The organism is Pseudomonas sp. A-RE-22 (genome assembly GCF_019956035.1).
In the GTDB taxonomy this organism is placed as follows: Bacteria; Pseudomonadota; Gammaproteobacteria; order Pseudomonadales; family Pseudomonadaceae; genus Aquipseudomonas; species Aquipseudomonas brassicacearum.
The window spans coordinates 1-12,567 of sequence record NZ_JAHBCZ010000011.1 but is presented as its reverse complement, the minus strand read 5'-3'; the positions used below and the strand labels follow the sequence as shown (position 1 = coordinate 12,567).

Genomic DNA, 12,567 nt, shown 5'->3' with positions numbered 1-12,567 from the left:
GGTCGAGTCAACAAAGTCCCCTGTGGGAGCGAGCTTGCTCGCGATAGCGGTCTGTCAGTCACATAGTTATTGAATGTGCCGCCGCCATCGCGAGCTAGCTCGCTCCCACAATGAATTTGTGTGTAGTGGTTAGGTTTCTTTTTCGGAGTCTGGCAATGCCGTTACGCGAAGAATGTCTGTGGGAAAAACTGACGCCGCAAAGGCCTGAAAATAGCGCGCTCACCGGCGAAGTCACGGCTGACGTCTGTGTGATCGGCGCGGGTTTTACCGGGCTGTCGGCGGCGGTGCATTTGCTCGAGCAAGGCAAACGCGTGGTTGTGCTGGAAGCTCATCGGGCCGGGCACGGCGGATCGGGGCGTAACGTCGGGTTAGTCAACGCCGGCCTGTGGATCCCGCCGGATGACATCGAGGCCGGGTTCGGCGAGGCGGTGGGCAGCCAGCTCAATCGCATGCTGGGGGCGGCGCCGGCCCTGGTGTTCAGCCTCATCGATAAATACAACATCGATTGCCAACTGCGCCGCGAAGGCACCCTGCACATGGCTCATAACGCCCGGGGCGAGGCCGACCTGCGCAGTCGCGAAGAGCAATGGAAGCGCCGTGGTGCCCCGGTGGAATTGCTCACCGGCCAGGCCTGTGTCGATGCCACCGGCACGTCGAAAATCGCCGCGGCACTGCTCGACCATCGTGCCGGCACGCTCAACCCGATGGCCTACACCAGCGGGTTGGCCAAGGCGGCCACGGACCTTGGCGGCCAGTTGTTCGACCACTCGCCGGTGACACGCCTGGAACGCCAAGGCCAGCGCTGGTCGGTGCAGACCGCCCAGGGTTCGGTGCTGGCCGAGCAGGTGGTGATCGCCTCCAACGCCTACACCGAGGGCGACTGGACCGAACTGCGGCGCAATTTCTTCCCCGGTTATTACTATCAGGTCGCCTCGGTCCCGCTGACCGACGAGGCCGCCCGCCGCATTCTGCCGGGCGGGCAGGGCTCGTGGGATACCCGCCAGGTATTGAGCAGCATCCGCCGGGACAAGGATGGCCGTTTGCTGCTGGGCAGCCTGGGCAATGGCAACCGCAAGCCGACCTGGTTCCTCAAGGCCTGGGCCGACCGGGTGCAGCAGCACTATTTTCCTTACCTCAAGTCGGTGGAGTGGGAGTGCACCTGGACCGGTTGCATTGCCTTCACCCCCGATCACCTGATGCGTCTGTTCGAGCCCGCTCCCGGGCTGGTGGCCGTTACCGGCTACAACGGTCGGGGCGTGACCACCGGCACGGTGGTCGGCAAGGCGTTCGCCGATTACCTGTGTCACGGTAATGCCCAGGCCCTGCCGATCCCGTTCGCACCCATGCAGCCATTGGCCGGGGTGGGATTGCGCAGTTGCCTGTATGAGGCGGGCTTTTCCCTGTATCACGCGGGCCAGTGCCTGCGGATCGTCATTTGAGTGTTGAAAATTGTTGCTGGAAGCCGCGTTTTCCGGCGTAGCGTCTAGCCTGTTATGGTGCGGGTTGTAGCAATCGCGCACCGACAGTGTGCAGTTCGGTGACGTGGGTTGTTACACAGTGGTTGCACGCCGTTTCGTGCGATGGTTGCAATGATGGCTCACGGAGGGTTTTACCCATTTAAATAAAAGGTTGCACCTCGTGCGGTTTAGACGGTTGCACGCCCTATGAAAAAGGGCTCGAAACAGTCGAAATAACAATAAAGCAGCGACTTTTTTCAGAATAAAAAACCGATGGCACGGCCCTTGCTCTGAGCTTTTCAGTGAAATGAAGTCGCAGTGCCAACTAAAAAAAACCTTGGAGCACCACCTCATGTCCCAGACGTTTTACAAGAAAGGTTTCCTGGCCCTCGCAGTGGCAACTGCGTTGGGTGTTTCTGCGTTTGCTCAAGCTGATGTGAAATTTGGTGTGGCGGGGCCGATGACCGGCGCCAACGCTGCATTTGGCGAGCAGTACATGAAGGGTGCCCAGGCGGCAGCCGATGCCATCAACAAGGCAGGTGGCGTCAACGGTGAGAAGATCGTACTGGTCGCTGGCGACGACGCCTGCGAACCCAAGCAGGCCGTGGCCGTGGCCAACCGCCTGGTTGACCAGGACAAGGTGATCGGCGTGGTCGGGCACTTCTGCTCGTCCAACACCATCCCGGCCTCGGAGGTCTACGACGAAGCCGGCATCATCGCCATTACCCCGGGCTCCACCAACCCTGCAGTCACCGAGCGCGGCCTGAACGCCATGTTCCGCATGTGCGGTCGTGACGACCAGCAGGGCATCGTGGCGGGCGACTACATCGTCGACGTGCTCAAGGGCAAGAAAGTGGCCGTGCTGCACGACAAGGACACCTACGGCCAAGGCCTGGCGGATGCCACCAAGGCACAACTGGCCAAGCGTGGCGTGAAGGAGGTGCTGTACGAAGGCCTGACCCGCGGCGAGAAAGACTTCAGCGCCGTGGTGACCAAGATCCGTGCGGCGGGTGCCGACGTGGTCTACTTCGGTGGCCTGCATCCGGAAGCCGGCCCGCTGGTTCGCCAGTTGCGCGAGCAAGGCCTCAAGGACGTGAAGTTCATGTCTGACGATGGCATCGTCACCGACGAACTGGTCACCACCGCCGGCGGCGCGCAATACGTCGATGGCGTGTACATGACCTTTGGCGCCGACCCGCGCCTGCTGCCAGACAGCAAGGCCGTGGTTGAAGAGTTCCGCAAGAACGGCACCGAGCCTGAAGGCTACACCCTGTACGCCTACGCTTCGGTCCAGGCCCTGGCCGCCGGCTTCAATGGCGCCAAGTCCAATAAGGGCGAAGACGCGGCCAAGTGGCTCAAGGCCAACTCGGTCCAGACCGTGATGGGCAAGAAGGAATGGGACACCAAGGGCGACTTGAAAGTCTCCGACTACGTGGTTTACCAGTGGGACAAGGACGGCAAGTATCACCAGCTGGAAAAACAGAAGTAAGGGCCGAAGCGACCGTCCACGCCTTCTTTGGAACCGGGCAAGCCCCGGCTTCCAAGGGCCGCGCGTCGGTCGTGGCTGACATTGCTCCGACGTAAATCTGTATTTTCCTTAGAAGAACCGCACATCCCAGGGTGTGCAGGTTCTCACTGCGTGAGATTGCGTTATGGATGGTATTTTCCTGCAGCAACTGATCAATGGCCTGACCCTCGGGTCGGTCTATGGTCTGATCGCCATCGGCTACACAATGGTCTACGGCATCATCGGCATGATCAACTTCGCCCACGGCGAGGTTTACATGATTTCCGCTTACCTCGCGGCAATCAGTCTGGCTCTGCTGGCTTACTTCGGTATTGAATCCTTTCCGCTTATGATCCTCGGCACCCTCGTGTTCACGGTCGTGGTCACCGGAGTATATGGCTGGGTCATCGAACGCGTCGCCTATAAACCCCTGCGCAACTCAACCCGGCTGGCACCGCTGATCAGTGCCATCGGCATCTCGCTGATCCTGCAGAACTACGCGCAGATCAGCCAGGGCGCCCGCCAACAGGGAGTCCCGACACTGCTTGAAGGCGCCATGCGCGTCGATATCGGCAGCGGTTTCGTCCAGCTCACCTACACCAAGATTTTCATCCTGATCGCCGCGTTCGCCGGGATGGGCTTGCTGACCTACATCATCAAGTACACCAAGCTCGGACGCATGTGCCGCGCCACCCAGCAAGACCGCAAGATGGCCTCGATCCTGGGGATCAACACCGACCGGGTGATTTCCTACGTGTTCATCATCGGTGCGGCGATGGCGGCCCTGGCCGGCGTGCTGATCACCATGAACTACGGTACGTTCGACTTCTATGCCGGCTTCATCATCGGCATCAAGGCGTTCACCGCGGCGGTACTTGGCGGCATCGGCTCCCTGCCTGGGGCGATGCTCGGCGGGATCATCCTCGGCATCTCCGAGTCGCTGTTCTCCGGTCTGATCAACTCTGACTACAAAGACGTGTTCAGTTTCTCGCTGCTGGTGCTGATTCTGATTTTCCGTCCCCAAGGCCTGTTGGGTCGCCCACTCGTGGCGAAGGTATAAGTATGTCTGCTGCCAATAAATCGATTGATATCAAAAAGAGCGTCATCGACGCGATCCTGGCCGGCCTGATCTCGCTGATCGTGTTCGGGCCGATCGTCGGCGTGGTGCTCGACGGCTACAGCTTCAACCTGCAACCGGCTCGCGTTGGCTGGCTGGTGGCGATCGTGATGATCGGGCGCTTTGCCTTGAGCCTGTTCCTGCAAACCCCCAAGGGGCTGAAGATTCTCCAGGGTTTCGAGAGTACCGGCTCCGGCGTGCATGTGCTGCCACCGGACTACAAGTCGCGCCTGCGCTGGGTCATCCCGGCGTTGATCGTGATTGCCATCGTGTTTCCGTTCTTCGCCAACAAATACGTACTCACTGTGGTCATCCTCGGGCTGATCTATGTGCTGTTGGGCCTGGGCCTGAACATCGTTGTCGGCCTGGCGGGGCTGCTCGACCTGGGTTACGTGGCGTTCTACGCCATCGGTGCCTATGGCCTGGCGCTGGGCTATCAATACCTGGGGCTGGGGTTCTGGACGGTACTGCCACTGGCGGCCATCGCGGCGGCGATGGCGGGGTGCATATTGGGCTTCCCGGTGTTGCGAATGCACGGTGACTACCTGGCCATCGTGACCCTGGGTTTTGGCGAGATCATTCGCCTGATACTCAACAACTGGCTGTCGTTCACCGGCGGGCCGAATGGCATGCCCGTGCCGTCGCCGACCTTTTTCGGCCTGGAGTTTGGTCGAAGGGCCAAGGATGGTGGGGTGCCGTTCCATGAGTTCTTCGGCATCGACTACAACCCCAATATCAAATTCCTGTTCATCTACATCGTGCTGTTCATCACGGTACTGCTGGTGCTCTATATCAAGCATCGCCTGACCCGCATGCCAGTCGGGCGTGCCTGGGAAGCCCTGCGCGAGGATGAAATCGCCTGCCGCTCCATGGGCCTGAACCATGTGCTGGTCAAGCTCTCGGCCTTCACCATTGGCGCCTCCACAGCGGGCCTGGCAGGGGTGTTCTTTGCCAGTTACCAGGGCTTCGTCAACCCGTCTTCGTTCACCTTCTTCGAGTCGGCGCTGATCCTGGCCATCGTGGTGCTGGGCGGCATGGGCTCGACGGTCGGCGTGGTGATTGCCGCCTTCGTACTCACTGTGGCGCCGGAGCTGCTGCGCAGTTTCTCCGAATACCGGGTGCTGCTGTTCGGCGTATTGATGGTGTTGATGATGATCTGGCGTCCGCGCGGCCTGATCCGTATCAGCCGTACCGGGGTGACGCCGCGCAAGGGGGTAGCGCCATGAGCGAAGTCGTACTCAAAGTTGAAAACCTGATGATGCAGTTCGGTGGCATCAGGGCCCTCAGCGACGTCAGCCTGCAAGTCAAACGCAACTCGATCTTTGCCCTGATCGGCCCCAATGGTGCGGGCAAGACCACGGTGTTCAACTGCCTGACCGGTTTCTACAAGGCCACGGGCGGGAAGATCGAACTCAACGTGCGTGGCGAGCAAACCAACGTCATCAAGCTGTTGGGCGAGGCGTTTCGCCCGACTGATTTCGTGTCGCCGAAGTCCTTCGCCAGCCGGCTGTACTACAAGATGTTTGGCGGCACCCACCTGGTGAACCGCGCCGGCCTGGCGCGCACCTTCCAGAACATTCGCCTGTTCAAGGAAATGTCGGTGCTGGAAAACCTGCTGGTGGCCCAGCACATGTGGGTCAACCGCAGCATGGTGGCGGGTATCCTCAACACCAAGGGCTACCGCAAGGCCGAAAGCGACGCCCTGGACCATGCCTTCTACTGGCTGGAAGTGGTGGACCTGGTGGATTGCGCCAACCGCCTGGCGGGCGAGCTTTCCTACGGTCAGCAACGCCGCCTGGAAATCGCCCGGGCCATGTGCACGCGCCCGCAGATCATCTGCCTCGACGAACCGGCCGCCGGCCTCAACCCTCAGGAAACCGAAGCGCTGAGCGCGATGATCCGGCTGCTGCGCGACGAGCATGATCTGACCGTGGTGCTGATCGAACACGACATGGGCATGGTAATGAGCATTTCCGACCACATCGTGGTGCTGGACCACGGCAACGTGATCGCCGAGGGCGGTCCGGAGGCGATTCGCAACGATCCGAAGGTGATCGCGGCCTACCTGGGTGCCGATGAAGAGGAACTGGTATGAGTGGACCTATCCTCGAGCTCAAGGAGCTGGACGTGTTCTACGGGCCGATCCAGGCCCTGAAAAAAGTCTCGATGCACATTGGCGAAGGTGAAACCGTGAGCCTGATCGGCTCCAACGGTGCCGGCAAGTCCACGTTGCTCATGTCGATCTTCGGCCAGCCGCGTGCAGCAGGCGGGCAGATCATCTACCAGGGTGTGGACATCACCCACAAGTCGTCCCATTACATCGCCTCCCATGGCATCGCGCAGTCGCCGGAAGGGCGGCGGGTATTCCCGGACATGACCGTCGAGGAAAACCTGCTGATGGGCACCATCCCCATCGGTGACAAGCACGCCAGTGAAGACATGCAGCGCATGTTCGAGCTGTTTCCACGGCTCAAGGAGCGCCGCAACCAGCGGGCCATGACCATGTCCGGCGGCGAGCAGCAGATGCTCGCCATTGCCCGGGCATTGATGAGCCGGCCAAAGTTGTTGCTGCTCGATGAGCCGAGTCTGGGGCTGGCGCCTATCGTGGTGAAGCAGATCTTCGCCACCCTGCGTGAACTGGCGTCCACCGGGATGACCATCTTCCTGGTGGAGCAGAACGCCAACCATGCCCTCAAGCTGTCGGACCGGGCCTATGTGATGGTCAACGGTGAAATCCGCCTGACCGGCACGGGCAAGGAGCTGCTCGCCAACGAGGAAGTGCGCAACGCGTACCTGGGCGGGCATTGAGGCGGTTGTTGCAATGAAAAAAACCGGCGAGTGATCGCCGGTTTTTTATCCCTCCAAAACACCACCAACCCCTGTGGGAGCGAGCTTGCTCGCGAAAGCGGTGGGTCAGTCGACACGCCATGTGGCTGATACACCGCCTTCGCGAGCAAGCTCGCTCCCACAGGTTTTTTATGCGTTTTTGCAATTGTGGACAACAATCCTGAGCCCCTGCGAAACCGCGACATAAAGTCGCCGCAAACAGTTGTTTTGTCACGGTTTTGACTTGTCCCCGTTTGCTTTGGAGCTGGCTGTGGGTAACGTGGGAGTAGCTGGCTGCGAGCCTTTGAATACGTGGCTTCCAGGGCTGTGGTCGTTTTTTGATCAGGCGTTTTTGCTCAAGCGGGAGTGGCGGCTGTCAACACTTTTATGAGCGCTGCAATGGGCTCGAAAATCGGTGGGCAAGCCTGTGGATAAGTCTGTGATTAAACTCTGGAAAGACCGCGCTGAGCACCGTCGTTACTGGCTTGGAGCCATCGCCCATCTCGCGTTGGCTTATAGCAGATAACTTGCGCTGCACAACCTCACTTGCAGGGTCAAGCGAAAAAATTTTCCAAATACCCCGCAAAGCCTTATGCACAGCGGCTTGCAGGTTTTGCACTTGCCCCCGATTACTGTGGACGTGCCTGTGGATAAGGTGCGGGCAACCGGCTGCGGCCCTTGTTTGGCAAGGCCTGGCGTTGATTGGTTGTTTTATGAGCAGTCGTGGGGCAAAAGCCGTGTGCAAGTCTTGCCCCTACCGTGCCAGGGCGGGCATGCTGTGGGCCGATTTCCATTTAATGGCTGTTGAAGTTCAAACAAGGAGAACACGATGTCTGACACCCTGTTTATTACCGGCGCGACGTCCGGTTTTGGTGAAGCCTGTGCCCGTCGTTTTGCCGAGGCCGGTTGGAAACTGGTGCTGACCGGTCGTCGTGAAGAGCGCCTCAATGCCCTCTGTGCCGAGCTGTCGAAGCAGACTGAAGTCCATGGCTTGGTATTGGACGTGCGTGATCGCAAGGCCATGGAAGAGGCAATCGCCAACCTGCCGCCATCCTTCGCCAAATTGCGCGGGCTGATCAACAACGCCGGCCTGGCCCTGGGCGTCGACCCTGCACCCAAGTGCGACCTCGATGACTGGGACACCATGGTCGACACCAATGTGAAAGGCCTGATCTACAGCACTCGCCTGCTGTTGCCGCGCCTGATCGCCCACGGCCGTGGGGCCGGGATCGTCAACCTGGGCTCCATCGCCGGCAACTACCCGTACCCGGGCAGCCACGTGTATGGCGCGAGCAAGGCGTTCGTCAAACAGTTCTCCCTGAACCTGCGTTGCGACCTGCAAGGCACGGGCGTGCGGGTGAGCAATATTGAGCCGGGCCTGTGCGAGAGCGAGTTCTCCCTGGTGCGCTTCGGTGGCGACCAGGAGCGCTACAACGCGACCTACGCCGGCGCCGAGCCGATCCAGCCACAGGACATCGCCGATACGATTTTCTGGGTGCTCAATGCGCCAGCGCACATCAACATCAACAGCCTGGAGCTGATGCCGGTGAGCCAGACCTGGGCCGGGTTTGCCATTGAACGCAACAAAACATAAGAGCGCGTTATCGTTCATCGCGGGCAAGCCTTGCTCCCACAGGTTTGATTCATCTCTGAGAGCAGGGCTGCTCAAATCCCTGTGGGAGCAAGGCTTGCCCGCGATAGCGGTTTGCCAATCAGCCTAGATAATCGGCTAGCCCGCGATAGCAGGTCAGCAGGTGATACGGCGTGGTGGACGGCATGTCCCGGCGGCTGACGATGCCGTCGGCGTCCAGGCATTCGTTCCAGCCCTTGGCATGCAGGAAATGCTGCTGCAGCGCCTGCAATTGACGCAGCAGCAACCCTTGGCTGCCCGGGCGCAAGCTGAGTGCCCGCAAGTATTCCGCCTGGGCCCAGATGCGTTGGGTGGCATCGCGTGGGCCTGCCTGGGACCCCAAGGCCAGCATTGCACACACAGCGCCGGAGTCCGGGGCGACGCCGCGCTGTTCGGTATGGCCGAAGCTGTGTTCCAGGGCTGTGTGCAACTTGCCGTTGCGCAACAGGGGCGATGAGGCCAGCAAGTAATACCATTCGAACTGGTGTCCCGGTTCGAACCAGTTATCCACAGCCTTGAGCGGCTTCTCCATCATCACGCGTTGCTGCGGCTCGATGAACTGTTTGGACATCCCGTCGCAAAGGCTCAGCAACGCCTGGCGGACGTTGGCGTCTTCGCGGACCGACAGGGTGGCGAGGAACGCTTCGGCCAGGTGCATCAAGGGGTTCTGCAACGGGCCGGATCCGGTCGTCGACCAGTCGCGCTTGAGGCTGGCTTCGTAGAGCCCATCTGCGCTGGCAAAGCGCTGGGCAATGACCTCCAGGCTCGCGTTGAGCACCGATTCCACCAGTGGTTCGCGGACCTTGCCCCAGTAATGGGCGCAGGCGAACAGGATGAAGGCGTGGGTGTAGAGGTCTTTGCCGGTGTCCAGCGGCACGCCTTGCGGGTCGATGCTGTAGAACCAGCCGCCGTGTTCGGCATCGTGGAAATGGCGCTGCAGCGAGCGGAACAGTGCACTGGCCCGTTCCTCGGCCTGGGGCACTTCGCCGATCAGGCTGGCGAACACATACAACTGCCGCGCACAGGCCATGGCGCGGTAGCGCTGGGGTGGCAGCGGCACATGTTCGGCATCCAGGGATTCATAGGGCAACGCCAGTTCGGCATTCCAGCCCGGGCCTTGCCACATCGGCACGATCACGTCGTGAAAATGCTGACGCACCGTTGCAAACAGGGCAGTCAATTCAGGCTGGGGAGCGGGGCGGGAAGCATGAGGCATTGGCGGATGTCGTCACGGCTGGGGGCGATTGCGCGACATGGTAGCAGAGTGACCGACTTCAGAGAGATCGCGCCTGCAAGTCCGTCATCGCGAGCTTGCTCGCGATAGCGGCCTGGCAGGCGCTAAAGAATCAGCCCGCCAGCAACCAGACCCCAGCCGCCGCCGAAGCTGCCCCGGCCAATCGAACCAATGGCGCCGCCGCTCGTGGCAACACCCGCACCAGGGCAAACCCGGCGCCATGCAACGCCGCCGTGGCCGCGACGAACCCTGCCGCATAGGCCCACGGGCTCGACATGTCCGGCAGTTCCAAGCCATGGGCCACGCCATGGAACAGCGCAAACAGTGCCGTCGCACCGACTGCCAGGCTCAACGGCGGACGCACCGCCAGTGCCACCGCCAGGCCCAGGGCGAGTACCGAGGCGGCGATCCCGCTTTCCAACGCTGGCAGGTCCAGGCCTTCAAAACCCAGCAGGCCGCCGAGCAGCATCGTACCGACGAAGGTGCATGGCAGCGCCCAGCGCGCGGCACCTTGTTGTTGTGCGGCCCACAAACCGACCGCCAGCATCGCCAGCAAGTGGTCGAGCCCGCCGATAGGGTGGCCGAGGCCGGCGATCAGGCCATTGTCGCCATGGCCGGGATGGGCGAAGGCCAGGGCTGGGGTCAGCAGCAGGGCGAGGGCGCCGAGAATGCGTTTGAAGGTCATCGATAAGCTTCCTTGTGGTCAGTCGGAAAAAATCAGGCGGCGGTCAGCAGGCCCTGGCGCTCGATGAACGCAATGATGTCGTCCAGGCCCTGGCCGGTCTTCTGGTTGCTGAACACGAAGGGCTTGCCGTTGCGCATCCGCCGGGTGTCGCTGTCCATCATTTCCAGGGACGCCCCCACCAGCGGTGCCAGGTCGATTTTATTGATCACCAGCAAGTCGGATTTGCAGATGCCCGGCCCGCCCTTGCGCGGCAGCTTGTCACCGGCCGAGACGTCGATCACATAGATGGTCAGGTCCGACAGCTCCGGGCTGAAGGTCGCCGACAGGTTGTCGCCGCCCGACTCCACCAGAATCAGGTCCAAGCCCGGGAAGCGCCGGTTCAACTGGTCCACCGCCTCCAGGTTGATCGACGCATCTTCGCGAATCGCCGTGTGCGGGCAGCCACCGGTTTCCACGCCGATGATCCGCTCCGGCGCCAGGGCCTCGTTGCGCACCAGGAAGTCGGCGTCTTCGCGGGTATAGATGTCGTTGGTGACCACTGCCAGGTTGTAGCGTTCACGTAGAGCCAGGCACAGGGCCAGGGTCAGGGCGGTCTTGCCGGAACCTACCGGGCCGCCGATACCGACGCGCAGAGGTTGTGTATTCATGAGTGTCTCCTAGGAACGGAACAGGCGGCTGTACTGGCGCTCATGGGCCATGCACGCCAGGGACAGGCCAAAGGCGGCGCTGCCGTAATGGTCGGGGTCGATGTTCGAGGCGTCGTGCTGGGTCTGTTGCAGCAGCGGCAGCAGTTCGCTGGTCAGGCGCTGGGCGGCTTGCTGGCCCAGGGGTAGGGTTTTCATCAGCACCGCCAGTTGGTTTTCCAGCCAGCTCCACAGCCAGGCGGCAAGAGCGTCCCGGGGGGCGATATGCCAGGCGCGCGCCGCCAGAGCCCAGCACAGCGCCAGGTGCGGCTCGCTGCGTTGTTGGAGACTGAGCTGTTCAAGAAAACCGCGCGCGGCACCGTCGAGTTCCGGCAGGCCGGCAAGCAGTTGTTGCAACGAGTAGCCCATCTGCCGGCTCTCCTGATACAGCTCACGGGTTTCCCGGCTGGCGCGATGTTCTTCGCAATGCAGCAGCAGGGCGTCCCAATCGTCAGCGGCGGCTGCGCTGCAGTGCGCCAGCAATAAGGGCGCTTCGAAGCGCGCCAGGTTCAGCAGCAGTTGATCGCTGATCCAGCGACGGGCGTCATCGGGATTCTTCACCTGGCCGTTGTCCACCGCCATCTCCAGCCCCTGGGAATAGCTGTAGCCGCCAATCGGCAACTGCGGGCTGGCCAGACGCAGCAGCGCCCAGGCCGGGTTCATGTACGCACGCCAAACTGATGCAGGCGCGGCGCGTAGTTGAAATCTTCGTCGCCGTGCCGGGAGTGATGGTGACCGCCGCCATAGGCGCCATGTTCCGGCTGGAACGGGGCTTCGATAGGTTCGGCGCGGGCGCCCAGTTGTTCGAGCATCGCCTTGAGCACGTAATCGTCCAGCAGGCGCAACCAGCCATCGCCCACTTGCAGGGCGACATGGCGATTGCCCAGGTGATAGGCGGCGCGGGTCAGTTCGAAGGCGTTGGCGCAGGTGACATGCAGCAGTTGTTCGGCGCGGGCGCAAACGCGCACGATGCGCCCGTCTTCAGCTTGCAGGCATTCGCCGTCGTACAGCGGCGGCTGGCCTCGCTCCAGGAACAACCCCACGTCTTCACCCTCGGCACTGAAACAGCGCAGGCGGCTTTTGCTGCGGGCGTCAAAGGTCAGGTGCAGCTCGGCGTCCCAGCGCGGTTGAGTGTCGATTCTGCGATGAATCACCAGCATCGGAGTGCTTCCAGCAATGAACAGTGCTGTGTTTAGAGCAAGGGGCTTGCCAACCGAAAGAGATGTAGGAAATAGCTGGGGATGGCGTTTCAGGATGGGGCGGGTTGCGTCCCATATTGGTGCGAGATTGGCTATCGCGCACCATTTTGCGGCTTGCACAAAAAACCTGTTGGAGCGGGGTTATTCGGTACTGCCCAGCCCTTGCCAATGCTTGAGGCCAATAAAGATGAACCGCAGTTGCTGGGTAATCTTCGCCTGGGGCGTGAGG

The 12,567-nt window shown here is 61.4% G+C and carries 12 protein-coding genes and 1 pseudogene; 7 read left to right on the top strand and 6 right to left on the bottom strand.

The annotated features are described in order from the left end of the window. Positions 1-155: 155 nt before the first annotated feature. The 7 genes from KGA89_RS06390 to KGA89_RS06355 all read left to right on the top strand — a co-directional run bounded on the left by KGA89_RS06390 (position 156) and on the right by KGA89_RS06355 (position 8,501). Entirely contained in the window at positions 156-1,439 is a 1,284-nt protein-coding gene (locus KGA89_RS06390) for an NAD(P)/FAD-dependent oxidoreductase (RefSeq protein WP_223470936.1), read from the top strand. Between the two features lie 370 nt (positions 1,440-1,809). Next, a complete protein-coding gene (locus KGA89_RS06385; protein WP_003197293.1) occupies positions 1,810-2,946 on the top strand; it encodes an ABC transporter substrate-binding protein in 1,137 nt (378 codons plus the stop codon). A 163-nt stretch (positions 2,947-3,109) separates the two neighbouring features. Continuing rightward, positions 3,110-4,024, top strand: a complete 915-nt coding sequence (locus KGA89_RS06380; protein WP_003197295.1) for an ABC transporter permease subunit — start codon at positions 3,110-3,112, stop codon at positions 4,022-4,024. A 2-nt stretch (positions 4,025-4,026) separates the two neighbouring features. Then, positions 4,027-5,307, top strand: a complete 1,281-nt coding sequence (livM, locus tag KGA89_RS06375; protein WP_003197297.1) for a high-affinity branched-chain amino acid ABC transporter permease LivM — start codon at positions 4,027-4,029, stop codon at positions 5,305-5,307. Next, on the top strand, positions 5,304-6,176 hold the full coding sequence (locus KGA89_RS06370; RefSeq protein ID WP_003197298.1) for an ABC transporter ATP-binding protein: 873 nt from the start codon (positions 5,304-5,306) through the stop codon (positions 6,174-6,176). Before livM ends, KGA89_RS06370 begins: the two co-directional genes overlap by 4 nt. Further along, positions 6,173-6,889, top strand: a complete 717-nt coding sequence (locus tag KGA89_RS06365) for an ABC transporter ATP-binding protein (protein WP_003197300.1) — start codon at positions 6,173-6,175, stop codon at positions 6,887-6,889. The genes KGA89_RS06370 and KGA89_RS06365 overlap by 4 nt, the downstream gene beginning before the upstream one ends. Positions 6,890-7,736: 847 nt before the next feature. Next, complete coding sequence (locus KGA89_RS06355; RefSeq protein WP_003197302.1) at positions 7,737-8,501, top strand: SDR family oxidoreductase; 765 nt, start codon at positions 7,737-7,739, stop codon at positions 8,499-8,501. 118 nt (positions 8,502-8,619) lie between these two features. Here KGA89_RS06355 and KGA89_RS06350 read toward each other — a convergent pair whose 3' ends face one another. The 6 genes and pseudogenes from KGA89_RS06350 to KGA89_RS06325 all read right to left on the bottom strand — a co-directional run. Then, complete coding sequence (locus tag KGA89_RS06350) at positions 8,620-9,753, bottom strand: AGE family epimerase/isomerase (RefSeq protein ID WP_223470935.1); 1,134 nt, start codon at positions 9,751-9,753, stop codon at positions 8,620-8,622. Between the two features lie 130 nt (positions 9,754-9,883). Next, positions 9,884-10,456 carry a HupE/UreJ family protein gene (locus KGA89_RS06345; RefSeq protein WP_003197307.1) on the bottom strand — a complete coding sequence of 191 codons (573 nt, stop codon included), beginning with the start codon at positions 10,454-10,456 and terminating at the stop codon, positions 9,884-9,886. A gap of 32 nt (positions 10,457-10,488) precedes the next feature. Then, the gene (ureG, locus tag KGA89_RS06340) at positions 10,489-11,103 is read right to left on the bottom strand and encodes an urease accessory protein UreG (RefSeq protein ID WP_003197309.1); all 615 of its coding nucleotides are present in this window, start codon (positions 11,101-11,103) and stop codon (positions 10,489-10,491) included. 9 nt (positions 11,104-11,112) lie between these two features. After that, positions 11,113-11,802, bottom strand: coding sequence for an urease accessory protein UreF (locus KGA89_RS06335; protein WP_223470934.1), 690 nt, complete (start codon positions 11,800-11,802; stop codon positions 11,113-11,115). Then, positions 11,799-12,299: an urease accessory protein UreE gene (gene ureE / locus KGA89_RS06330; protein ID WP_018606250.1), complete on the bottom strand. Its 501-nt coding sequence runs from the start codon at positions 12,297-12,299 to the stop codon at positions 11,799-11,801. The genes KGA89_RS06335 and ureE overlap by 4 nt, the downstream gene beginning before the upstream one ends. 180 nt (positions 12,300-12,479) lie before the next feature. Continuing rightward, positions 12,480-12,567, bottom strand: a pseudogene (locus KGA89_RS06325) (TetR family transcriptional regulator); the annotation flags it as partial.

Excerpts from the sequence above, each read along its gene's own strand:
- KGA89_RS06390 (WP_223470936.1), top strand. The coding sequence starts at position 156 with ATGCCGTTACGCGAAGAATGTCTGTGGGAAAAACTGACGCCGCAAAGG.
- KGA89_RS06385 (WP_003197293.1), top strand. The coding sequence starts at position 1,810 with ATGTCCCAGACGTTTTACAAGAAAGGTTTCCTGGCCCTCGCAGTGGCA.
- KGA89_RS06380 (WP_003197295.1), top strand. The coding sequence starts at position 3,110 with ATGGATGGTATTTTCCTGCAGCAACTGATCAATGGCCTGACCCTCGGG.
- livM (WP_003197297.1), top strand. The coding sequence starts at position 4,027 with ATGTCTGCTGCCAATAAATCGATTGATATCAAAAAGAGCGTCATCGAC.
- KGA89_RS06370 (WP_003197298.1), top strand. The coding sequence starts at position 5,304 with ATGAGCGAAGTCGTACTCAAAGTTGAAAACCTGATGATGCAGTTCGGT.
- KGA89_RS06365 (WP_003197300.1), top strand. The coding sequence starts at position 6,173 with ATGAGTGGACCTATCCTCGAGCTCAAGGAGCTGGACGTGTTCTACGGG.
- KGA89_RS06355 (WP_003197302.1), top strand. The coding sequence starts at position 7,737 with ATGTCTGACACCCTGTTTATTACCGGCGCGACGTCCGGTTTTGGTGAA.
- KGA89_RS06350 (WP_223470935.1), bottom strand. The coding sequence starts at position 9,753 with ATGCCTCATGCTTCCCGCCCCGCTCCCCAGCCTGAATTGACTGCCCTG.
- KGA89_RS06345 (WP_003197307.1), bottom strand. The coding sequence starts at position 10,456 with ATGACCTTCAAACGCATTCTCGGCGCCCTCGCCCTGCTGCTGACCCCA.
- ureG (WP_003197309.1), bottom strand. The coding sequence starts at position 11,103 with ATGAATACACAACCTCTGCGCGTCGGTATCGGCGGCCCGGTAGGTTCC.
- KGA89_RS06335 (WP_223470934.1), bottom strand. The coding sequence starts at position 11,802 with ATGAACCCGGCCTGGGCGCTGCTGCGTCTGGCCAGCCCGCAGTTGCCG.
- ureE (WP_018606250.1), bottom strand. The coding sequence starts at position 12,299 with ATGCTGGTGATTCATCGCAGAATCGACACTCAACCGCGCTGGGACGCC.